The sequence below is a fragment of the Acidobacteriota bacterium genome, assembly GCA_016196065.1.
Taxonomy (GTDB): domain Bacteria; phylum Acidobacteriota; class Terriglobia; order Terriglobales; family Acidobacteriaceae; genus Acidiflorens.
Genome location: JACPYL010000027.1, coordinates 345,376 through 369,510 on the forward strand (window position 1 = coordinate 345,376; position 24,135 = coordinate 369,510).

The 24,135-nt window shown below is 57.5% G+C and carries 16 protein-coding genes; 9 read left to right on the forward strand and 7 right to left on the reverse strand.

Annotation, left to right across the window (positions count from 1 at the left end):
- Positions 1–12: 12 nt before the first annotated feature.
- Positions 13–576 carry an NAD(P)H-dependent oxidoreductase gene (locus HY010_22690; protein MBI3478545.1) on the reverse strand — a complete coding sequence of 188 codons (564 nt, stop codon included), beginning with the start codon at positions 574–576 and terminating at the stop codon, positions 13–15.
- Positions 577–771: 195 nt separating this feature from the next.
- On the opposite strand from HY010_22690, the gene HY010_22695 reads away from it, so the two are divergent.
- A complete protein-coding gene (locus tag HY010_22695) occupies positions 772–1,875 on the forward strand; it encodes an aromatic ring-hydroxylating dioxygenase subunit alpha (protein ID MBI3478546.1) in 1,104 nt (367 codons plus the stop codon).
- 17 nt (positions 1,876–1,892) lie between these two features.
- Here the strand turns inward: HY010_22695 and HY010_22700 are convergent, their stop codons facing one another.
- A complete protein-coding gene (locus HY010_22700) occupies positions 1,893–2,438 on the reverse strand; it encodes a YceI family protein (protein MBI3478547.1) in 546 nt (181 codons plus the stop codon).
- 354 nt (positions 2,439–2,792) lie between these two features.
- On the opposite strand from HY010_22700, the gene HY010_22705 reads away from it, so the two are divergent.
- Positions 2,793–3,143 (forward strand): hypothetical protein, encoded by a 351-nt coding sequence (locus HY010_22705; protein ID MBI3478548.1) that lies wholly within the window; start codon positions 2,793–2,795, stop codon positions 3,141–3,143.
- Between the two features lie 298 nt (positions 3,144–3,441).
- Positions 3,442–5,271, forward strand: a complete 1,830-nt coding sequence (locus HY010_22710) for a phosphoenolpyruvate carboxykinase (GTP) (protein ID MBI3478549.1) — start codon at positions 3,442–3,444, stop codon at positions 5,269–5,271.
- 117 nt (positions 5,272–5,388) lie between these two features.
- Here the strand turns inward: HY010_22710 and HY010_22715 are convergent, their stop codons facing one another.
- Positions 5,389–5,634 (reverse strand): GlsB/YeaQ/YmgE family stress response membrane protein, encoded by a 246-nt coding sequence (locus HY010_22715; protein MBI3478550.1) that lies wholly within the window; start codon positions 5,632–5,634, stop codon positions 5,389–5,391.
- A gap of 103 nt (positions 5,635–5,737) precedes the next feature.
- Here HY010_22715 and HY010_22720 point away from each other — a divergent pair, with 103 nt between their 5' ends.
- Entirely contained in the window at positions 5,738–5,995 is a 258-nt protein-coding gene (locus HY010_22720) for a hypothetical protein (GenBank protein ID MBI3478551.1), read from the forward strand.
- A gap of 6 nt (positions 5,996–6,001) precedes the next feature.
- On the opposite strand, the gene HY010_22725 is transcribed toward HY010_22720, so the two are convergent.
- Complete coding sequence (locus HY010_22725) at positions 6,002–9,397, reverse strand: diguanylate cyclase (GenBank protein ID MBI3478552.1); 3,396 nt, start codon at positions 9,395–9,397, stop codon at positions 6,002–6,004.
- Positions 9,398–9,701: 304 nt separating this feature from the next.
- On the opposite strand from HY010_22725, the gene HY010_22730 reads away from it, so the two are divergent.
- Entirely contained in the window at positions 9,702–11,153 is a 1,452-nt protein-coding gene (locus HY010_22730; GenBank protein MBI3478553.1) for a glutamate--tRNA ligase, read from the forward strand.
- Positions 11,154–11,258: 105 nt separating this feature from the next.
- Entirely contained in the window at positions 11,259–11,750 is a 492-nt protein-coding gene (locus HY010_22735) for a hypothetical protein (GenBank protein ID MBI3478554.1), read from the forward strand.
- Positions 11,751–11,777: 27 nt separating this feature from the next.
- On the opposite strand, the gene HY010_22740 is transcribed toward HY010_22735, so the two are convergent.
- Positions 11,778–13,148 (reverse strand): rhomboid family intramembrane serine protease, encoded by a 1,371-nt coding sequence (locus tag HY010_22740; GenBank protein ID MBI3478555.1) that lies wholly within the window; start codon positions 13,146–13,148, stop codon positions 11,778–11,780.
- A 128-nt stretch (positions 13,149–13,276) separates the two neighbouring features.
- Between HY010_22740 and HY010_22745 the strand changes: the two genes are divergently transcribed.
- The gene (locus HY010_22745) at positions 13,277–15,001 is read left to right on the forward strand and encodes a glutamine--tRNA ligase/YqeY domain fusion protein (GenBank protein ID MBI3478556.1); all 1,725 of its coding nucleotides are present in this window, start codon (positions 13,277–13,279) and stop codon (positions 14,999–15,001) included.
- A gap of 120 nt (positions 15,002–15,121) precedes the next feature.
- Here the strand turns inward: HY010_22745 and HY010_22750 are convergent, their stop codons facing one another.
- Positions 15,122–15,442, reverse strand: a complete 321-nt coding sequence (locus tag HY010_22750) for a cytochrome c (GenBank protein ID MBI3478557.1) — start codon at positions 15,440–15,442, stop codon at positions 15,122–15,124.
- A 44-nt stretch (positions 15,443–15,486) separates the two neighbouring features.
- Positions 15,487–19,242, reverse strand: coding sequence for a carboxypeptidase regulatory-like domain-containing protein (locus HY010_22755; GenBank protein MBI3478558.1), 3,756 nt, complete (start codon positions 19,240–19,242; stop codon positions 15,487–15,489).
- Between the two features lie 310 nt (positions 19,243–19,552).
- Here HY010_22755 and HY010_22760 point away from each other — a divergent pair, with 310 nt between their 5' ends.
- Positions 19,553–20,449 carry a hypothetical protein gene (locus HY010_22760; protein ID MBI3478559.1) on the forward strand — a complete coding sequence of 299 codons (897 nt, stop codon included), beginning with the start codon at positions 19,553–19,555 and terminating at the stop codon, positions 20,447–20,449.
- 119 nt (positions 20,450–20,568) lie between these two features.
- On the forward strand, positions 20,569–24,096 hold the full coding sequence (gene mfd, locus HY010_22765) for a transcription-repair coupling factor (GenBank protein ID MBI3478560.1): 3,528 nt from the start codon (positions 20,569–20,571) through the stop codon (positions 24,094–24,096).
- Positions 24,097–24,135 lie beyond the last annotated feature (39 nt).

The window sequence follows — 24,135 nt, forward strand, 5'->3', positions numbered from 1 at the left end:
TTCCTCTCCGCGTCACTTCTTGCGATTCGCTTCGATCCATGCGGCAAATGACTGCACGAACTTGACGAGCAAGTCCCGCGTGCTCTGCTGAGTCAGGTTGCCGTGTTCGTCGAACAATTGCGTTGCGCCGCCGATGTAGGCTTCGGGCTGTTGCATGGCGGGCACATTCAAGAACACCAGGCACTGCCGCAAGTGGTGATTCGCGCCAAACGCGCCCAGCGCTCCGGGAGAAACGCTGATGACCGCTCCCGGTTTGCCGTCCCACACGCTCGCTCCGTAGGGGCGAGACCCGACGTCGATGGCATTCTTCAGAACGGCGGGCACGGACCGGTTGTATTCCGGCGTCACGAAAAGAACGGCGTCCGCCTTCTTCGCCTGCTGCCGGAACGTGACCCAGGCTGCAGGCGGGTTCTCGGACTCGAGATCCTGGTTGTAGAGCGGCAACTGTCCGATCTCGGCAATCTCGAAATTCAGCGGGGCGGCATTCAAGGCCGCCAGCGCGTGCGCCATCTTACGGTTCAGAGAGTCTTTTCGCAGACTCCCAACGAGGACGACTACATTCGCAGCACGTGTCATGGGGTCGCTTTCTTTTCGAATATTTTCCGAGCGTGTGAGGCCATCATGCGGGACACGGTTTTGCGCTGTCAAACAGCGGGGCAAAACCGCATCTGCCGTGTATCGAGGGGAGGCTTGCGCCTGAACGAGTTCCATTCCTGCGATAGAATCCCAGCGTTGTGAAAAGAGAACTGTGTGCTGACTGCTGAGTGCTGAATGCCGACTCCGACCACCCTTCCCGCCCGCTACTACAACGACCCTGACTATTTCCGCGAGGAACTGGAACGCTTCTACTGCCAGACCTGGATCTGCGCCGGCCGAACGGAACAACTTCCTGCGCCCGGCGACTACTTCCTGCGCGAAGTGGCGGGCGAGAGCGTGATCATCACGCGCGATCGCGACCACAAGTTGCAGGCATTCTTCAACGTCTGCCGGCATCGCGGCACTCGGCTCTGTTCCGCGGCGGAAGGGCAATTTGACGGACGCATCCGGTGCGGTTATCACGGGTGGACCTACGGACTCGACGGCAGCCTGATCGGCGCTCCCCACATGCAGGACGGTTTTTGCCGCGAAGACTATCCACTCAACCACGTGGCGCTGGACGTGTGGGACGGGCACATATTCATCAACCTCGCCTCGGCGAACGAAGGCTCGCAACGCGACACGCTTGCTGCTCAACTGGAAGACTTGCCACAAAAGTTCGCGCATTGGCAGATGGCTGATCTACGCATGCATCGACGCATCCAGTATGAAGTGAAAGCCAACTGGAAGCTGATCATGGTGAACTACAACGAGTGCCTGCACTGTCCGATCCTGCATCCGTCGCTGAGCGCGATTACTGATTACCTTTCGGGGGAGAACGACGAGCCGCGTCGCGGATACATTGGCGGCACGATGGATTTTCAGGGCGGCGCCCTGACCATGTCGAAAGACGGCAAGTTGCGACGCGACTACCTTCCGGGCTTATCCGCCGAAGAACGCAGCAAGGTTTATTACTACGCGGTGTTTCCCAATCTGCTGATCAGCCTGCATCCCGATTACGTGATGACCCACACGCTCTGGCCGCGCGCGGTCGATCGCACGGATGTGATCTGCGAATGGCACTTCCATCCCGCCGAGATGGCCAAGCCCGACTTTGAAGCCGCCGACGCGGTCGAGTTCTGGGACGCGACGAACCGCGAAGACTGGGCCATCTCCGAACTTTCGCACGCCGGAATCAAGTCGCGTGCCTACAAACCGGGCCCCTACTCGCGCTGCGAGTCGCTACCCCACGCGTTTGACAAGATGGTGCTCGAGCGCGAGAGAGAAAGTAAAAGGTAGCAAACCACTCCGTCGATCTACTTCTTGTGGAACATCTCAACGTCGATTTGAAGCTTCACGATATCGCCCACGACGGCTTCGCCGGTCTTGAGCATGTTGTTCCAGACCAATCCGTAATCCTGCCGCTTAAGGCTGCCGGTGGCGGAGAGTCCACGGCGCGCATTTCCCCATGTATCCGTGATTTCTGGCGTGGGGCCATCGACGTCCAGCGTGATCTCGCGGGTCACTCCGTGCATCGTAAGATCGCCAATCATTTGAAGTTTGCCGCCGCTATTCACGATCTTCTTGGATTTGAAATCGATGGTGGGAAATTTTTCCACTTCAAAAAAGTGGGCACTTCGCAAATCGGCGTCGCGCGGTGCGACGCGCGTATCGACGGAGTTGACATCGATGCTCGCAGAAACCTGGGACTGGACGATGTCCTTCTCGTTGAAATCAACGTTGCCGCTCACTTTGGTGAAGGTGCCCGTCACGTTGGAGATGGCCATGTGTCGCACTGTGAATTGCGCGGAGGAATGATTTGGGTCGATTGTCCAGGTCAGCGTCTGTGCGAACGCCGGCATGACTGTGAATAGTCCTAAAACCAAGAGTGCGAATAACCGATTGAAAACTTTCAAGATAGAGACCTTTCTTTAGTCTGGCAAAAGTGATTTCTGATTCTCTAAAGACTATCGGCAGCAATCGAAAGTCGCAAATTATCCTGACGCCCGGTTGGTAGCGCGCCGGTTTCCGCCAGCTTCAAAAGCCTTAACCACGAAGGCCACGAAGGTACACACGAAGTATCACGAAGGATTTTGGTTTCATTCTCTCGACTTGGTGGACCTTCGTGGTTTCCTCCGTGGCCTTCGTGGTTGAAGGGTTTGCGGTTTGGTCGGTTTGCGGCTTACCCCGGCGGAGCGCTATAGTTTTACCCGGCCATGTTTACTGATTTCACTGCGACTGACCGCTGGACCAAGAAGCCGGTCCATTGCCTGTATAACTGCCTGATCGTGGCTATCGCCACGCGTCATGCCGACGCCGTCGACATCAAGTTCCTGGTGGATGGCCGCACGGTCTGGGTGGCTCTGCCTCATCCGGCCTGGGTCGAATACAAGAAGCGGACCGGGAAGTTGATCACGGACGCTCTGGCCAAGGAGATTGCCGGCCACTACATCAAGACTGGCTTGGAGTCGGGCGAGGGCGTAGGCAAGGAAATGTACTCCCTGACCATCGACGAGACGCTCAAGCACCTCGATGCAGTGGTCACGGAGTCCGGTTCTCGGGCGTAGCTGCGGTTCAGTCGACTCTCCGGCGGTTCCAGCTCCAGCAGCACTGTCACACCTCCCTGTGATATCCAACACATCGGCAGTCCTGAGCGCCAACCATAATTAATAGCGATGCAGGTGCCGTGCCATGGGCATCCACCCCGGCACCGGGTTCGACTTGGAAAGAGCCGCCCAATGAGGGACAATTATCTGTTTGCCTTACTTGCCGGGGACTCAGTTTTGCAGCCATAGCCATCCCTTCCTGAGTTTTATTGGGAAGGCGCGGGTGCTCGGAGCGTGCTTCATTTAAGGAGTTGCCATTATGTCCAGCCTCATCTTGGATGTCGAAACCAGCAGCACCATGAGACACAAGCGATTGGCGCAGTGGGTCGAGGAGTCTGCGCAGCTCTGTAAGCCAGACCGGGTGCACTGGTGCGACGGCTCCGACGCGGAATATCAGGCCATGTTGCGAGCCATGGTGCTCTCAGGCACGGCAATTCCTTTAGCGGACGAGAAGCGCCCCAACAGCATCCTGGTCCGTTCCAGCCCGGCCGACGTGGCTCGGGTGGAAGACCGGACATTCATCTGTGCGCGGACCAAGGACGAAGCCGGTCCCACCAACAACTGGGAAGATCCCGCCAAGATGAAGGACAAGCTGAAGGGCCTCTACAGCGGCGCGATGGCGGGACGCACGATGTTTGTCATCCCCTACAGCATGGGACCGATCGGATCGCCGATCGCCAATATTGGAGTTGAGATCACGGATTCGCCCTACGTGGTTGCGAATATGCACATCATGGCGCGAGTCGGGACACGCGTGCTTGAGGTGCTCGGCGAAGACGGCGAGTTTGTGCGCGGGATGCATTCGGTAGGTGCACCGCTTGGACCGAACGATCAGGATTCTCCCTGGCCGAACAACGCGCAGGACAAGTACATATGCCATTTCCCCGAGACGCGCGAGATCTGGTCCTACGGTTCGGGCTACGGCGGCAACGCGTTGTTGGGAAAAAAATGTCATGCCCTGCGAATCGCATCCGTGCAAGCTCGCGATGAAGGCTGGATGGCGGAGCACATGCTCATCCTGAAGATGACCAGCCCGGCGGGACAGGTGAAATATCTGACTGGCGCATTCCCCTCGGCATGCGGCAAGACGAATCTGGCCATGCTGATTCCGACGATCCCGGGATGGAAAGTGGAAACGGTCGGCGACGACATTGCCTGGATGAAGTTTGGCGCCGATGGCCGCCTCTATGCCATCAATCCCGAGCACGGATTCTTTGGTGTCGCTCCGGGCACGAGCATGAAGTCGAACAAAAACGCGATGCTCACCGCGACGCGGAATTCCATATTCACGAATTGCGCGATGACACCCGATGGCGACATCTGGTGGGAATCGATGACCGACGACAAACCTCCGACATTGGTCGATTGGCTGCGGCGCCCATGGACGCCAACTTCAGGACGGAGAGCGGCTCATCCGAATTCGCGCTTTACGACGCCCGCCAGCCAGTGCCCCGTGATCGCGCCCGAGTGGGAAGATCCTAAAGGTGTGCCGATCGACGCCATTCTTTTTGGCGGCCGCCGTGCCGGAATCGTTCCTCTGGTCACGGAGGCTCTCAGCTGGCAGCACGGAACATTTCTCGGCGCTACGGTCAGCAGCGAAACGACTGCGGCCGCAGCCGGCAAAGTCGGACAACTCCGTCGCGATCCGATGGCGATGTTGCCCTTCTGTGGTTACAACATGGGCGACTACTTCGGACACTATCTGAAGATAGGGGAACGTCCGGGGGCGAAGCTTCCAAAGATTTATTACGTGAACTGGTTCCGGACCGATGAAAACGGCAAGTTCCTGTGGCCAGGGTATGGCGAGAACAGCCGCGTGCTGAAATGGATCTTCGAGCGCTGCGAAGGAAAAGTTCATGCAGTCGATACGCCCATCGGACGTCTACCCGAACCTGCCGATCTGGATACCAAAGGTTTGGATTTGCCGGCGTCCAATGTCGCGAAACTGCTTAACGTCGATATCGATGGATGGCTGGCAGAAGTGCCGCGCATCCGCGAGCACTTTGCCAAATTCGGAGATCGATTGCCCGAGGGAATGAAGAGCGAAGTGAACGATCTCGAAGCGCGCCTGCAAAAAGTCAAGAAGTAGAAGCAATTTGGCGAGTGCGAACAGCTTACCCGTAGAGACGAGGCTTGCCTCGTCTCGCCTGTTTCCCGAATGGCGCGGAAAAGACGCGGCAAGCCGCGTCTCTACGTTGAGAATTATTCAAGCCTTCTTGATCATGCGCACGAGCGCAACGAGAAGCACCGCTCCGATGATGGCGGTGATGATGCTGGGGATCAGTCCACCGCCGGAATATAGACCCAGCACTCCCAGCACCCAGCCTCCTACAATTCCACCCAGGATGCCGAGGACGATGTCTCCCAGGACTCCATAACCGGAGCCCTTCATGATCTTGCCCGCTGCCCAGCCTGCAATCAGACCCACCACGATCCAAATGATCAAGCCCATATCGGATTCTCCTCACAACGGGATTCGTGCGTGACGGGGAGTGTACCTGAAACGAATCTTCGCGGCCAGCACGAGGTCGCAATCCTGTGCTTAAATCGAAGTCATGTTCGCTCGAAAAATTCGCGTGGAATATTTGCAGGATGGCACCGCGCAGCCATGTCCATTGAAGTGGCTGGACAGTTTCAGCATGCGCAATTTCACCAACGCGAGCGTGTTCGACGATACTTTGCCGGTTGCCGATGGAACGATCGAAATCGGCACGCACGTCCCGCTCGACCAACTTCGCGAAGCAATGGAAGACTGGTTCCGCCGCAAGAGTTATTTGCCCAAGGATGCGGCCCTACAGGTGAGTGAGAACTAGAAACAACTAGGCGCCGAACGTGGATGAAATCTCCAGTTTCAGCTGGCGCGCAAACAATCGGACAATCATTCCGTCGAAACGGGTCCCGCTCGATTTCTCCAGTTCCGCCATCGCCTGATCGTGCGATTTGGCAGGAGCGAAAGAGCGGTCACTGGTCATATTTACGTAGGCGTCACTGACCGCGATAATTCTCGCCCAGAGCGGAATGTTCTCTCCGCTGAGCCCGGCGGGATAGCCGCTACCATCCAACGCTTCATGGTGGGATTGGACCGCCTGCTCGATCTCTTTGCCGTCTGGAAGTGCACGCAGCACCTGCGCACCTAGACGCGAGTGCGTTTTGATCACATCGTATTCGGCGTCGGTAAGCGGGCCGGGCTTGTTCAGGATGTGCTCGGAGATAAAAAGCTTTCCCACGTCATGAACCCGCGCAGCAAAGATCACGTTTTGCACTTCTTGCGGCAACAAATTCAGTCCGCGGGCAATGATCCCGGCGTAGTGGCCGCACTGCTCTCCGTGACCTGCCGCGTGCAGTTCGCGCATTTCCGAAGCGCGGTTCAGGGTCTCGATCCCTTCCCGCAAAGCTGCCCGGTCCAAATCCTCGCGGCCTCCGCATAGCTTCCGCAATGTAGCGACCAACTCTTCCAGATCCTCGGGACCGCTATTTTCACGCTGCAAGAATCCTTCAATGTAGCCCGAGACCAGTTGCCGCTGGATGCCCGAACCTTCCGCGTCGCCGAGTAACTCCGCGGACCGCACCTGATTTCCGCCGGCATGTTTCGAGATGTACATGCCCGCGTCCGCCACTCGAATGATGTCTTCCGGCGAGAATCCGTGCACGGGGAAACTCGCAACGCCGAAGCTGCCCGTAATCTGGTGCTCTTCCAGCATCGGATCGGTAGCCAGCCACAAGCGCAGCCTCTCTGCTAGTACTTGCGCCTGATCGATACTTGTTTCCGGCATCAGGATGATGAATTCATCGCCGCCATAGCGGGCAACCACGTTGGACTGCCGGCACTTCTGTTCCAGCAGACGACCGACACGAGCGAGCACCAGGTCGCCCTCCAGATGTCCGAGGCTGTCGTTGACTTCTTTGAATTTGTCGAGATCGATTAGGACAACCGAAAACGCACGCCCGGAGCGCGAAGCGCGCTTCCATTCCGAACTGAGCGCCTCCCAGAAGAAACGGCGCGTCTTGATACCAGTCAGGCCGTCGGTGATCGATTGCTGCTGCAGTTTCTGGAACACGAACGAATTGTGCAGAGCCGTCGCCAGCAAGTCAGCCAGCGTATTCAGGATCAGCACATCCTGCGGCGCAAAAACATTTTCGTTGCGGCTCTCGATGTTCAGCACGCCCAACAGAGTTTCGCCGTACGTAATGGGCAGGCAGAGCACAGCGCGCGATTCGGGTAAGACTCCTGAAAGATGGCCAGTCCCGGCATTCTGTACGAGCGCGCTCACGCCTGTTCGCGCAACCCGGCCCAGGATGCCTGTCCCGACCGCAATCCGTCGGCCCAAAGCCTGGGACGTGGTTCCCGCCTCGGCTTTGATCTCGATATCCTTGGTGGCGTAGTCCATGATGCCGATGCCGATGTGGTCGTAATGGAAGTTCTTCTGGATTTCACGCACGATGTCGCCCATCATCTGTTCCGCATCCTGACTGGAAATTGCGGTCTTCGAGATGGTGTTGAGAAACGCGAGATGTTTGGCGCGGCGCTGTTCTTCGGTAAAAAGACGGGCGTTTTCAATCGCAACGCCGAGTTGTCCGGCCGCCGTCTTCATGACCTCCAGGTCACGGGCCTGGAATACGTATTCGCGGGTCGTACTGAGAGCGCCCATCACGCCCGCTGGCTTGCCTCCCAGCAGAATCGGAACCGCACAAAAAGACTTGGCAGGCCGCGGTGGAACAAAGTCTGCTCCAATCTTGGCGCGATACTCCTCCAGGTTGGCTTGGATCAGCAGCGGCTGACCCGTTCGAATGATGTGTTCGCTCAAGCCATTGGTGGCCGCGCGCGAACGCTTGGGCAGAACTTGCCCGGCCTCGCTCTCCAGTTCAAAACGAATTTCATCGTCTTCCTGGAAGGCGATATAGAACGTGCTGGTATCGAAAATCTGTCCGAGTTCGACGTGGACGGTGCGCAACACTTCATCCTGGTTCAGATGCGAACTGATTGCCTGTCCAATTTCGTTGAGCAGTTCGTACTCTTTCGTGCGCCGCTGCGCGTCGTGCATTACCACATAGTTTTCGAGCGTCAGCGCGATCTGCAGGGTCAGGCCGATCAGCAACCGCAAGTTGGAGGAACCGAACATGCGGCGCTCCGAGTGCGGGAACAGAATGACGCCAAAATTGTGTTCGCGTGTTTGCAGGCTCACCGCCATCAGGTCGCGGATACCTTCCGAAAGCAGCGTCTGCTTGAAGGCCTCAAAGCGCCCTCCCGGCAGAGCGGGTAGAGGCTCTTCCATCTCGGCCAAGCGATGGAATGTCACCACGCCGCCGCGCCGGTACGCGAGTTCAGCGAGATAGTTTCCGGCGCCGGATTTTTGCAATTTCTCCAGGAAGTCGGCCGAGTACCCGTTCTGCACCGATGGCAACGTGGCACGCCAGGGTTCTGAGATCAAAACAGCGGCGCGGTGCGACGGCAAAGGCGCAGCCAAGCGGTCGAGGAATCCTTGCATGCTGGGGATGAGATCGTGAGCAGACAGCAGGCGCCGCGGATCCACTCCGAGCGTCGAAAATGCGAGAGCATTCTCCTGCACCGCGTTGCGCTGGTTCTCGGCCAGCACCATCACCATGGCGATCGCCAGGAGCATCTGGGGAATCGGGCCCAGGAAGTCGGCCGTCTGTCCGAAGACATCCATGAAGGGATATCGAACCTGCCCGACTCCCATCAGTGCGGCCCAGAACGCCAGCGAAATTGCCAACATCCAAAACGCCGCCGAATTCTTACGGTAAGCGTAAAGGTAGAAACGGCAGGAGCAGTACAACAACACGGCGGCTAATCCGAGTTCCAGACGGAAGTAGACGGGCAGGACAGCCTTGTCGTCGAAGACTCCGCGGACCATGTGTGCGCGCAAATTCAGGGTGGCGACCAACACTCCGCCCAACGCCAGGGCAGCGTCATACCACTGCAAATGGAAGGTGCCGCGAATCAGGCGGGTCGAGGCGAAGATACAGATCGCCATGATGACGAGCAAGAGCGAACTCAGAAAAAACAGCGTACCCGAAGGTCCGCGGAAATGGCCGATCGCTTCGAGGGCGTAGTGAGCGGTGTACGCTGCCCAGGCAAATTGCCAGGCCCGAAAATAGCTTTGCCGACTTTGTTCGTACAAATACGAGAAGACGAGAAACACCAGCAGGGCGACGACCCCGGGAATCAAGACCAAACCTGTTGCAACATTATTCATGGCACTGTTTCAACTCTGCGGGCGTCGTAACCGAACATCGTGGCACACCTCACCCAGACAAAACAATAGACAGAATGCTGGAGGCGCTTCGTGTCCCCTTCCTGCGTCCTTTCCCCTACATAATTAAGACGCGATTTGCGGCGGTTTGGACGCTCTTTTGGGTGTGGATGGTAACTGACTACGTGGTTACCAAAGTAATCATCGAACCCGCTTTTCCAAGCCTTGCCACTCCTGGCTGCGAGATCAGCTAGTAGGCGACTCGCTGTTTCCGGGCGCAAACGCTACCTTGCTATACTCGCGAGTTATGCTACGTGTCCGATTCGCGCCCTCGCCGACGGGTTTCCTCCATGTGGGGAGCGCTCGCACCTTTATTTTTAACTGGTTGTACGCCCGCCGGAATGGCGGAACCATGGTTTTGCGGCTCGACGACACCGATGTCGAACGCAATACCGACGCGTCGGTCAATTCGATTTTTGAAGGACTACGTTGGCTTGGCTTGGGCTGGGACGAAGAATACAAGCAATCCGAACGGCTGACGCTGCACCGCAACATCGCCGAAGCCATTTTTCAAAAGGGACTGGCATACCGAGACTTCACTCCCGCACACACCGGCGACAGCGAGAGGTCGGGCGCCTCGCAAACCTGGCTATTCAATCCCGGAATGCGTGAACTCTCCCGGGAAGAAAGCGACCGTCGGGCTGCGGCCGGGGAAACCTTTGCGTTGCGTTTTCGGGTGCCGCGCGGGAAAGGTGAGTCAGTTAGTTTCGCCGACGCGGTCTACGGCGAACAAGTGAAAGCCGCCGACGATATCGAAGATTTCGCCTTACTCCGCTCGGATGGAATGCCGACGTATCACCTCGCCTCGTGCGCGGACGATGTAGACCTGCGCATCAGCCATGTCATTCGTGGCCAGGATCATCTGTCGAATACTTACAAGCATGTGCTGATTTTCGAGGGCGCGGGCGGGAAGGCGCCGCAGTTCGCGCATCTGCCGCTGCTAGTTGCGCCCGATGGTTCGAAACTTTCCAAGCGGCGGCACGGCCCAGTCGTCAGCGTGACCACCTATCGCGATGCCGGGTTCATGCCGGAAGCATTCATTAACTTCCTGTGCCTGCTGGGATGGTCTCCGAAGGATGACCGCGAAAAATTGTCCCGCCAGGAGTTGATTGACGTGTTCTCGCTTGAAGGCATCAACCGCGCGAACGCAGTCGTGAACTTCAAAGAACCGGCGGCCACGCCGGAAGAGACCTTCGATCCCAAAGCCGTCTGGCTAAATGCCGAACATATCCGCGGGCTATCGGTAGAAGAACTAAGCGCACGGCTGTTGCCGATTGTGCGCGAAGCAGGATTCGATGTGACGCCGGAGAGAATGTCCCGTATCACGCCCTTGATTCGCGAGCGCATCAAGCTGCTGCGCGATGTGCTGACGGCCGCTGACTTCTTCTTCGTCGACCAGCTCCCTCCCTACGATCCTGCGGAGCTCGTCCCTCAAAAAGGCGATGCCGCGATGGCGATGAAAGTCCTGACGCGCGCGCCGGAGGTCCTGGCGCATACCGAGTTCAAGCACGATCCGCTGGATCAGGCACTGCGCGCTGCGGCTCAGGAGATGGGGCTCAAGGCGGGACAGATGTTTCAGCCGCTCCGCGTTGCGGTCTGTGGGCGGAAGAATGCTCCCCCACTGTTTGAAACTCTAGAAGTGCTGGGCCGGGACGTGACTTTGGCGAGGATCCAGCAGGCCGTTCAGAAGCTCAAGTAGCCCAAGGTTTTAACAGTGATGGAACCAAAACTGCGCAACAAGCGTATCTTGTCTTGTATCCGGGCGATTGTCCGCCCATAGGGATTTTCTTCAGGAGATAAATCCATGCGACATCGTATCAGCCTGGTTCTGGCCCTAGTGGCCTTTGCTTTTCCTTTGTCGACGTTCGCGCAGAAAGTGGTTTCCGCGCCGAAAGAGGATCAGAACTCTCTGATCATCACGTTCAAGGACGGTCATCAGAAAAGTTATTTGATGGCGGACATTGCTCGCATTGAACTGAATACCGCCTCGTCGATCGTCGCCGGCAAGGGACAAAACCGTTTCCTGGGAAAATGGAAAGTCGGCGACGGCCAAGGCAGCACTTTTTACATTACGTTGGAGGCAGACGGCGTTGCCCGCAAGTCTATCGGAGCCAACCATGGCACCTGGACGACGGTCGAAAACGAGGCTCGCATTACCTGGGATGACGGCTGGCACGACGCGATCCGCAAGAATGGAACCCGCTATGAAAAGGCTGCCTTCGCTGCGGGCAAAAGCTTCACCGACCAACCAGATAACGTCACCAAAGCTGAGAACACGGAAGCGAAGCCTCTCTAGATAAGGTGAAGCAGATCGCTGGCGGGATTAGTGTCCCGTCAGCTCTGCCGCTTTCTTTCGTGCGTCGGCAGCTTCTTGTTTCAATCCTTTGCCATCGTAAGCATCTGCAAGGGCAATTTCGGTGTCGTAGTCATCGCCAGCTTTTTCGCGTTCCGTCTTGAATGAGGCGATCGCGTCGTCCCACTGGCCCAGTTTGGCGTGCGCTTGGCCTTGGCGGTAGTAGACGCCCTGCAGATCGGGGTCAAGTCGCGCAGCGGTTTGATATTCCCGGATCGCGTCCTGATACTTCTCCTCAGTCATGGCCACGGAGGCAAGTCCGTAGTGGGCGTCGGCACTTTGCGAATTCAAGGTCAGCAGGCGTTGGAAGACATCTCGCGCCTGTGGCAGGTTCTTGCCTTCCAGATAGACGAAACCCAGGTAGTAGTAATAGCCTTCGTTCTTCGGATTGAGTTCGATCGCGCGTTTGAATTCCGTTGCCGCGTTGCCGAAATCTTTTTTTAGCCAGTAGGCGCGTCCCAGAGCATCATGCCCGGCGGGATAGTCCGGTCGCTGCCGCAAGACCGCCTTGAATTCCATGATCGCTTCATCGGTTTTTCCCTCGCGCAAGGCTCCTGCGCCGCGCTGCATGTGCCGCATATAGTCCCGCGAATGCAGCCACCAGGCGGTGCCGCCGCCGATTAAGGCAATCCCGAGCACGATCACTCCAAGGCGTCGCGCGACGTTGTCTTGATCCGGTGCTGCCTTGGCGATCAGCGCACCGAGGATGAGGCCGGTAACAAGGCCTCCGACGTGCGCGGCGTTGTCGACCCGGCTCATCATGGCTCCGGACACCAGGCTGTATCCGAGAAATACAACCATTCTGGATAACGTTCCGATAATGGCCGCTCGAGGCATGGAAAATTCGCCGAGATAGAAAGAAGCGACAAGCGCTCCGGCTATGCCGAAGATTGCACCCGAAGCGCCGACGCTCAACACCTTCGGATTCCAGATCACGCTGCCGAGGCTTCCGCCGATGGCTGTTAGAAGATAGATGACTGCAAATGTCCAATGGCCGTACAGTGATTCGGCAAGATCTCCAAGAACCCACAGGCCCAACATGTTGGAAGCGATATGCAACAAGCCTCCATGGAGGAAAGCGCAGGTCAGAAGCCTCCACCACTCACCCCCAAGCGTGAGTGGTCCGAAATTCGCGCCCCAATGCACAAGATCCTGACCGGCGGGATTGTCGAGGATTGAGACTCCGGCGAACAACATCCCAAGGAAAACCGCCACGTTGATTCCGAAGAATGCTTTTGTGACGATTGCTGACGTGTCTTGCCGGCGGAGCCAGGGCGGCGCTTCCACGCGCTGGACGGCATCTTCCGGCTCCAGGCCTTGTTGTGCCGCCTCGTGCTGCACGCACCAGGAACAGATCTTTTTCCCAAAGGAGAAAGCCGGGAGGTTCCGACCACATCGCACGCAATTCGCCATACAGTTAGGAGTTCACCAGGCTTTCGTGGAACCTTTCACTATAAAATGTAACAAACATGAACCCAGCAAAACCTGAGGTCGAAGTGAACCCTACCCCTGAGCCATCGCCGGCGCCATCGAATTTCGTCCGCGACATTTTCCTGGAAGACATTCGAACCAGGAAATACGGCGACGCCGTCATCCAGACGCGTTTTCCTCCCGAGCCGAACGGCTACCTGCATATCGGGCACGCGAAAGCGATCTGCCTCGACTTCGGGCTCGCCGACGAGTTTGGCGGTAAGACCAACCTGCGCTTCGACGATACCAATCCTGAAAAGGAAGAGCAGGAGTACGTCGATTCGATCATGAAGGACGTCCGCTGGCTCGGCTTCGAATGGGATGGCCTGTATTACGCTTCAGATTATTTCGACCAACTTTACGCGTGGGCGGTCAAACTCATACAAGATGGGAAAGCATATGTCGACGATCTGACGGCTGATCAGATTCGTCAACATCGCGGCACCCTTACCGAGCCCGGCAAAGACAGTCCATTCCGGAATCGCTCCGCCGAAGAAAATCTTGCTCTGTTCGAGCGCATGAAGAGCGGTGAGTTTCCCGATGGCTCACGTGTGCTCAGAGCCAAGATCGATATGGCGTCGCCGAACCTGAACATGCGCGATCCGGTCATGTATCGCATCCTGCATGCTGAACATCACCGGACAGGCGACAAGTGGTGTATCTATCCGATGTACGACTACGCGCATGGCCAGTCGGATTCGACCGAGAAGGTCACGCACTCCATGTGCACGCTGGAGTTCGAAGATCATCGTCCGCTTTACAACTGGTTCATCCAGCAACTGGGAATTTTTCCATCGCAGCAGATTGAATTCGACCGCCTGAGCCTCACCTACACGCTCTTGAGCAAGCGCAAACTGCTGAAACTCGTGCAGGAAAAGCTCGTCAACGGATGGGACGATCCGCGCATGCCGACGCTCTCGGGTATCAGACGGCGGGGCTTCACTCCCGAGGCGATTCGCAATTTCGTGGGCGCGACCGGCGTCTCGAAAACGAACGGCACGCTGGAACTCGCGATGCTCGAGCACTTCGTCCGCGAGGACTTGAACAAGCGCGCGCCTCGGGTGATGGCCGTGTTGCGTCCGCTAAAAATTGTCATCGACAACTATCCGGAAGGGCAGTCCGAGGAAGTCGATGCGGTGAACAATCCGGAAGACGAGAGCGCGGGCAAACGCAAAGTGCCGTTCTCCAAGGTGCTCTACATCGAGCAGGACGACTTCCGCGAAGATCCTCCCAAGCAGTACTACCGGCTTTCGCCCGGCCGCGAAGTGCGCCTGCGCTACGGATACTTCATCACCGCAACTAGCGTGGTGAAGAATGAAAAGGGTGAAGTGGTCGAGGTGCATTGCACGTACGATCCGGCAACGCGCGGCGGCAACGCTCCCGATGGACGCAAGGTGAAGTCTACGATTCACTGGGTATCGGCTGCACACGCGCTCGATTCCGAAGTGCGCGTCTATGACAAATTGTTCACCAAGGAAGATCCGAATCAGGTGGAAGAAGGCCAGGAGTTTACTGCCAATCTGAACCCGCAGTCGCTGGAAGTGATTGCCGATGCGAAAGTGGAACCCTCACTGGCTGGTGCGCCCGCAGAGAGCCGGTATCAATTCGAGCGGCTGGGATATTTCTGTGTGGATCCGGATTCGAAACCCGGCCGCCTGGTGTTCAACCGCACCATGGCGCTCAAAGATACCTGGGCGAAAATTGAAAAGCGGGCGGGATCGTAAGTCTCAGCGTAGAGACGGGGCTTGCCCCGTCTCCCTCGCGGACGGATATTCTGCTGCGGCCGGAGACGCGGCAAGCCGCGTCTCTACGTTGATTTTCTTGCTGACGCGCGACCGCTACTCTTACTTCTTCAGTGTGCGGATAAACTTCACGACATCGGCAATCTGCTCTTTGCTGAGCTTGGTGCCGTAAGCTGGCATCTTGTTCTTGCCCGCGGTGATGATTGTGGTGATTTCGTCGTCGGACTGTTTCTGCACGTCGGCGGAACTCATGTCGCGCAGTTTGAGGTTCTTGCCCATGGTGGTATCGCCAGCGCCGCTGGCGCCATGGCAGGCCGCGCACTTTGCTTTGAAGGTGTCACCGCCGCCGTCCGCGAACATGTAGGTGGAGAACGCCATCGCCAGTGCGAACATCATGCAAGATGCCTTAAGAATAGGTTTCATCGATTCAATCCTCTCCTGATTTAGATGCTTAATTTGGTCTAACCCTACCAATTCAACTTCACTGCAAACTGGAACTGCCGTGGATCGTAAGCTGCCGTCGCCTGCCCAGCATTGGTGAACAAAGGACTTACCGCGGATACATTGTAGCGGTTTGCGAGGTTAAACATGTCGGCCATCAGGTCCATATTGAACCGCTCGCCGAAATAAATCCGCTTCGCCACCCGCAAATCGTTGAAGGCATTCCACGGAGTGAGGCCGCGATTGCGTCCGAGGTTGCCGTCGAGCGATGCCAGTGTGCCGTCGAAATTGAAGATGCAAGGTTCTTGCAGTGTTCCCGTCGGCGAGAACTTGGAGTTATAGACCGTGCCGCACGCTGGATTCACAGTCGTATTCGGCCGGCCTGTGAGGGAGGACAACTGCAAGTTGTTACCATTGCCGGTGATGATGTTGAACGGCCGTCCTGAACTGAACTCAATCAACGGAGCAAAAGTCCAGTTGCTGAAGAACTTGCTGGCGAAGCCATCCCCGGACAACTTGCCAGTCTGATACACGCCGCTGAAAACGAACCGGTGCCGCTGGTCGAACAGGGAAGTTGAGCGATCGTGGCTGGGGAAGTAGCTATTCTGCGGCGTCGTCGTGGATTGCAAGTCAACCGAGTCGTCGATCGCATGAGACCAGGTGTAGGAAGCCAGAAATTCGTAGTGGCCGCTAAAGCGCTTGCGCAGATTGGCGCTGAGTCCGTGATAAACGGAGCTTCCATTCGAGAAATTTGCATCCATGTCGCCGAAGGGAACGCAGCCCGCGCCAGTAGCGGGGTCGCAGTTGGTATTGAATCCCTGGGTGGCAAGGCTTTGTAAAATCTGTTCTCCGTAACCGACGCACGCAGCCCCGCCCACGCCGCCAAAAGCCAACATGGCGCCCGCTATCGACGGATTCAATCCCGACGGGCGGAAAAAGTTCATCAACGATGAGTCCACTGCGACTGGCTGACCGAGTGGAGTGAACGTGCACGGGACGGTGAATGGGCTCGAAGGAGGAGTCAGGTCGTTGTCGATGGCGTACTGCCTGGCGGTGAGAAAGTTCGTGACCATCAAGTCGCCGCGTACGGTGTTGGCGTTAATGGGACGATTAAGATGGCGTCCACCGTTGAAGTTGTATGCCACGTTCAAAGCGAACCCTTTTCCCAGGTCGCGCTCGATGCTGAGGTTCGCCTGCTGCGAGTAGGCGTAAACGAAATTCTTGCCTTGTGGGTAGCCGAAAGGCTGGAATCCCAGCGGCAAGAAAGTGGAAGGATTCAAGTAGTTCTGATTGAGAAATGCTGACTCGGGGAAATTGAGCGATTGGAATTGCTGTTGGTCCGGCAAGTACCCGAGAGACGCCGCAGTAGCGGGATTGGCGGAAACCGCGCAGGGGCCGCTGGTGGCGTCAATGGGTAGTCCCTGAAAAATCGGAATTGCGTTCAGATTGGCCGGGTTACCGAATCCCGACTCGTTGCTGCAGAGCCCTGTGCCCCCGAAGGCCAGCTGTCCGCTGGTCGACCCGTCCGAAGCATCGCCGAGGAAATACAGGCCGAGTAATGGGTGATCGTAGAAGATTCCATAGGATGCGCGAACGACGGTCTTGCCATCGCCCTTGGGATCCCAAGCGATGCCGATGCGGGGTTGGAAATTGTTCTTGTCGGTCTCAATCCCCTTCTGCAATCCCAGCGTCTCATAGCCTACTTGCGCTAGGCCCGTGGGTTTCTTGAATGTCGGCGGGAATTCGACGTCATAGCGCACTCCGAAATTCACCGTGACGTTGTGCCGCATATGCCAGGAGTCCTGCCAGAACAGCCCCAAAGGCATGTTTTTGAAGGAATCGTGCGGACTGCCAAGACCTTGGACGAATGTGGCCGGTAAACCTGCCCCGTAAGCCTGAACCGCCGAGAGAGCCGGGAAGTCCGGGAAACCAGAGCCGGGGGGCAAAGGATTCTCAAAGCCCAAATTCTCTGAGGCGAAGCTGCCGAAATCATAAACACCGCCGTAATTGACGGTGAAGGTTGCATCGAGCGGCAAGTAGTTGAAGTCACCTCCGAACTTGGTGTCATGCCGGCCCATTGTCCAGGAGAAATTGTCTGTGAACTGATAGCGCTGCTCCGTTCGCTGAATGTACGAATAGGGCTCGCGACCGAAATAGGCGAAGCCGGGGATGTTCACAGCTGGAGCCGATCCACTTGGAGTGTCGGTGTTGTAAAAGTAAGAAAGGCCGCGGCGGGCATACTGGAAGCGGAACTCGTTCACCTTGCTGTTGCCCAGAGCCCAAGTATCTTGCATCGTGCCGGCCACGTCACGGAACGTCTGACGAGACGTGCGTGAATAAGCATTCTGGCCAAACGGCTGGTCTTGTCCTCCGACTTCGATTCCCGTCACCGTGCTCGGACTGACATTGATGCGAAACATAAGCCGGTTGTTATTGGTGATGTTGTGATCCAGACGGAGGGAGTAAACACTCGTTCCTTCAAAGACCGGGAAGTTTCCGGTTTGCGATGCCAGAGTCTGATACGTAGAGGGCATTGCCACGCATGGTCCGGGAGGAGCACAGGTAGTCGGGAATCCTGCCCAGGTGGAGAGTAGTCCCCCAGTCAGTCCCTGGACGAGTGCCGTTGGCCAGACGCCGTTGACGCCTTGTCCGGACGAAGCACCGGCAAGCACGGCATACTTTCCCACTTCCTGCGCGAAGAGCGGACTCCCCTGCTCAAGTTGAAGAACTGCGGGGTTGGTGAGATAGGCAATCTGGTCGGGAGTGAGTTGCAAGGTGCCGAAGGGCAGGCCAACCTGCGTGGTGTCGAATCCGGTCAACCCAAAATTGTCTTGCCCGATGCTGGAGAACCCCGTCTCATGCCGGCGGTTAAATTCAAGCGAGAAGTAGAAATAGGTCTTGTCTTTCTTGATCGGGCCGCCGAAGGCAGCGCCGTATTGTCCGCGGGTATACGCCGGGTCCGAAACCGTGCTGAACGGATTCACCGCCTGAAACTTGCGATTGCGCAAATATCCAAACACGTCGCCGTGGAAATCGTTCGACCCCGATCGGGTGATGATGTTGACGACGCCGCCGGAGGCGCGGCCATACTCCGGTTCATAGTTGTTAGTGATGATCTGGAATTCCTGTACTGCTTCCTGCGAAACGGTCGAGCGCACGCCATTCACGGAGTTGTCGGTGGCGTCGGCGCCGTCCACGTTCACCAGGTTGGAACGCGCGCGCTGGCCGCTCATGTTCAGGCCGGATGTCGGCGCGGCTCCGGTGTTGGGAGCGTTGTCGCGGACCACGCGGGAGTCAGTCAGCGTGAAATTGATGTAGTTGCGCCCGTTGATCGGAAGATTGTCGATGCGACGCTCTCCGATCGTGTCTGTCGACGAACTGCGGGAAGTTTCGACCAGTGACGCTTCGGAACTCACTTCAATCACTTCCTTGTCAGAAGCAATCGAGACCGCGATCGGCAAGTCGGCCATCTGTCCGACGGTGATGTTGACGCCGGTGGCCTCGGTTTTTGTAAACCCGGCGGCTTCTACGGTGACGGAATACACGCCTGGCGGCAGCAGTCGCACGCTATAGCCGCCTTGGCCGTCGCCGGTTCCAGTGCGTTCGAGGCCTTTCGCCACATCGCGCACGGTGACAGTCGCTCCGTTCACCAGGCCGCCTTTTGGATCCTTGATAGTGACATGGAGGTCACCCGTGGCCACGCCTTGAGCGAATGCCAATTGGTGGACGAGTGCGAACAGGGCGGCGATGCAGAGCAAACGCATCATCTTGGTTGCGTTCATAGAGGGTCTCCTGGGTCTCCCGCGGAATGGGCGCAGGCGGGAAGCGAGGGTGCGCGAACTCTTGCCAACTACTTGTACTTCAAGCACGTGAGAAGATTCGATTACCGCTGGTTTTTACATCAGAGTAGGGTGGTAAAGCAAGCACTAAGAGGGGTTCCCGAGATGACGTCACAGGCCTTGGGTTATGCGTCACAGACAAGACTGCACAGGTTTGATTATGGGTGTCACACGGATACCGAAAGAGTCATCCTGGCAGCATTGCGTTCTTGATGCTGTTTCCTTAGATTCCATTGCGGTGTAGCGTGAAGGTATGAGCGTTGAAACGAACCAAGGCCACTCCAATGGCCACTCTATGACCGGCAGTCTGCTCAAGGTACTGGTGTGTCCGCCCAGCAACGCCGGATGGGACCGCCCCGACAGAGTGCGCGAGGCGCAAACCCTCGGCTTCCACCATGCCCCCGAGTTTTCCGGGGCGCAAGCCCAACACGATAAGTTGTGCGGATTGCTCAAAGAGGCTGGTGCTGAGGTCGTATGCCTGTTGCCCGGAGATTCGCTCACGTTGGATGCCGTCTATACCCACGACTCGTCTCTGCCGACCGATCATGGAGTGATCCTGATGAATCCCGGCAAGACGAATCGTGTGCCGGAATCTCAGGCGCACGCGAAATTTTATGTCCACTCGGGAATGTCGATTCGAGGAGAGATTCGCACTCCAGCGACCACCGAGGCCGGTGACATGGTGTGGCTCGATTCTCAAACGCTCCTCATCGGCCACGGATATCGAACCAATCATGCCGGGATACTGCAGATGCGGGAACTCCTGGCGCCCCACGGTATCGACGTCCTGCCGGCCCCGTTGCCGTACGGGCCGGGCCCGTCGGCCTGTCTGCATCTGATGTCGCTCATGAGCATGCTTGATGAGCGCACCATGCTGGTCGATTTGCCCTGGCTGGCCGTGGAGACTGTCGAACTGCTGAAGGCGCGCGGCCTGCGCTTCATCGAAATTGATTACGCGGAGCGCGATTCGCTGGCGTGCAACGTCCTCTCTCTCGGCGACAAACGGCTGATCGCCTTGGAGGAAAACGCCGGCACCAATCGCCGCATGCGCGAAGCCGGATTCGACGTGCGCACTCTTCCAGGCTCCGAGCTTTGCATTAACGGGTCCGGTGGTCCTACGTGCCTGACGCGGCCCCTACTGCGAGCGTAGGGCAAATTACTCTGTGGTTCCGGTTTGATTTCGCCGGCCTCGAGGCCAATGGCACAGAGATCTCGAATCCAGTCCCCATTCACTACCGACACCACGCGTCTTGATAGAATCATCCAGTAATGCTCTTACCCTTCGTCCGCGATCTTTTTGCGGATGTGGAACTTCTTCCTGCCTTCACACGTGCGGCCTCCCATCTACGGGAGAGCGCGGGGCGGATACGTGTCACTGGACTCTCTCCCGCCGCCAAGACCCTGATCACTGTTCTGTTGCGCCGGGCTGTCGAGCGGCCGTTCGTGTTGGTGGTAGCCGACAATCGAGCTGCCGAAGACCTTCTTCCAGTACTGCGGGCCTTTTGTGAATTGACCCAGGCGGCAGATCCGGACGCGATCGTCAGCCTCCCGGCCCGAGATGTGCTGCCCTTTCAAAATCTCTCGCCGCATCCTGAAATTCAGGAAGAGCGGGCAACTGCTCTGTGGAAGATTTCCACCGGCCGCGCCTCGATCGTGATCGCTCCCGTTGCGGCCACGACCATATTGCTGCGTTCGCCGGATTACTACGCCGACCTGGCACGCCTCCTGCGACGGGGCGAAAGCTTTGATCTCGAGCGCCTGCTGCAGCACCTGAATACCATCGGATACACCGCGGCCGATGTCGTCGAAATGCCCGGCCAGTATGCCGTGCGCGGCGGGATACTCGATGTGTATTCTCCGGAATCAGATCGTCCCGTGCGCGTCGAATTCTTTGGGGACGAAGTCGAATCGATGCGCAAGTTCGATCCCGCCAGCCAGCGCTCCTCGAATCCAGTGGACGAAGTGGTGTTACTGCCGCTGACCGAGACTCCCGTCACGGAAGACTTGCTCGCGTCCATCAACGCACGCCTGTCGGGCAAGCGCATCACCGGTTCGCAGGAGGTGATCGAGCAAGCCGCCCGTGACTCAGGCGCAGGTGTTTTCCCCGGGTGGGAGTTCTACGCCCCGGTCGCTGGCGCCGATCGTACGATCTTCGACCTGCTCCCCGACGCCCGCGTGCTTTTGGATGAGCCCGAGATTCTGAAACAGGAACTCGACAAGGTCTGGACGCGAATTGAAGAAGCGCACGAACGCAGTGAAGTCGGTGGTCTGGTGCGACCTGTTGATCTCTATCTTGATCCGGCAGCATGGGCAGCTAAAACAGCGTCCATCGCAGGAGCAGACTTCGAATATCTCGGGGTCGCTCGCGAAGGAACTGTCGAAGCCGCATTCCTGTCCCAGCCCGCCAGTCGTTTCCACGGCCAGGTCCCGGCGATGATTGAGGAAGTCCAGAAACTTGTGGGCACTGGCATCCAGGTAGTTCTCGCTGCGCCGAATACGGGCGAAGTCGAGCGGCTCGCGGACATGTTCACCGAGTACAACGCTTCGTATCGACTCGGCACACGGACTCGCGGCGGCGAGAGTTACGCGGACGAGACTTCGTACTTCTCCGGCGATGTGATCGCCGCAACGTTGTTGAAAGCCTACCTACCGGACGGCTTCGTCCTGCCGGACGCCCATCTTGCCATATTTGGTGCGCGCGATCTGTTCGATGAGTCGGACCTGGTTGCATTGCGGCCGCAGCGGCAAAAATCGAAAGTCTCGGCGTTCCTGTCCGACTTCCGCGATCTGCAGGTTGGAGATTACGTCGTCCACGTCGAACATGGCATCGGGCAATACCAGGGACTGAAGGAAATTAATCAGGGTGACGGCACCGCTGAGTTCATGCTGCTCGAATACGCCGAAGCGGCGCGTTTATATGTGCCGCTGACGCGTTTGGATCTGATCCAGAAATATCGTTCGGCAGAAGGCGCGAAGCCCATCCTGAATCATCTGGGTACGCAGCAGTGGGCGAAGACCAAAGCCCGCGTCCGCAAGGCCATGAAGGACATGACTGACGAACTGCTCAAGCTCTATGCGCAGCGTCAGGCAGCCCAGGGTCATGCGTTCCCGGCGGACACCGAGTGGATGAAGGAATTCGAAGACGCGTTTGAATACAGCGAGACCGAAGACCAGGCGGAAGCGATCATCGATGTGAAGCGCGACATGGAATCACAACTTCCCATGGACCGCCTCTTGTGCGGCGATGTTGGCTACGGCAAGACAGAAGTCGCCATGCGCGCGGCCTTCAAGGCGATCAGCGACAACAAACAAGTCGCCGTGCTGGCCCCGACCACCGTACTCGCCTTCCAGCATTTTGAGACTTTCAAGCAGCGCTTCGCGTCGTTTCCGGTGAAAGTTGAAATGATCAGCCGCTTCCGTTCGCCGAAGCAGATCAAGGAAATTCTGGAGCGCGTTGCCGTCGGCAAGGTCGATATCCTCATCGGCACGCATCGCCTGCTGTCAAAAGATGTGAAATTTTCTGATCTCGGCCTGTTGGTCGTCGACGAAGAACAGCGTTTTGGCGTGCGCCACAAAGAACGCATCAAGCAGATGCGCACGCAGGTGGACGTCCTCACCATGTCGGCGACTCCGATTCCGCGCACGCTGCACATGTCATTGGTTGGCCTGCGCGATATGAGCGTGATCGAGACTCCGCCCAAAGATCGCATGGCGATCCAGACCGTGGTCGCAAACTGGGACTACAAGTTGATTCAGTCGGCCATCGAACAGGAACTCGATCGCGAAGGGCAAGTTTATTTCGTCCACAATCGCATCGAAACGATTTGGGAGATCGCTGCGAAAATTCAGGAACTGGTGCCACGCGCCCGCATTACCGTCGGCCACGGGCAGATGGGCGAGGGCGAACTTGAGAAAGTGATGTTCAAGTTCATGAATCACGAAGCCGATATTCTCGTTTCTACGACGATTATCGAGAACGGTCTCGACATTCCGCTCTGCAACACCATCCTGATTAATCGCGCCGACCGGATGGGACTGTCGGAGCTATACCAGTTGCGCGGCCGCGTCGGGCGCTCCAGCCGCCGCGCGTACGCCTATCTGCTGCTGCCGGCGGACATCGAGTTGACTCCCATTGCGCGTCGCCGTCTGGCGGCGTTGAAGGAATTTTCCGATCTCGGCGCCGGTTTCAAGATTGCCGCGCTCGATCTCGAACTGCGCGGCGCCGGCAACATGCTGGGTGGCGAGCAGAGTGGGCACATTGAAGCCATCGGATTCGAACTCTATACGCAAATGTTGGAACGTGCTGTTCGCGAGATGAAGGGCGAAGCCAGCCCGGACGAAGCCGGCATCCAACTCAATCTTGGTTTGAACATCCGCATCCCGTCCGAATACATCGCTGAAGAAAACCAGCGTCTGCGGATGTATAAGAGAGTGGCTGGAGTGGAAACAGATTCTCAGTTACGCGACGTGAGCAACGAACTGACGGATCGCTACGGCAAGCCCCCCGCTGCGGTGAGAAATTTGCTCGACTACGCGACTCTGAAGCTGGCTGCGATTCAGGCCGGAGCCACCGTAATCGAACGCAAGCGCGACCTCGTGAATATCAAGTTCCGGCAGAATGCGGCCATCGATCCGGGAAAACTGGCACGCTTTGTGGCTTCGCAGCGTGGCTCGCAATTTACGCCTGATGGGACATTGAAATTTTCCATCAAGGCCGCGGCCGCCGACGCAGTCTTGCAAACGCTGCGGGATTTACTGGAAGAACTGGCTGTGCGAGAGGTTCCGGCTGTCACCTAGTCGGGAGCCTGCGCCATATTGTGCGACTCAATTACAATC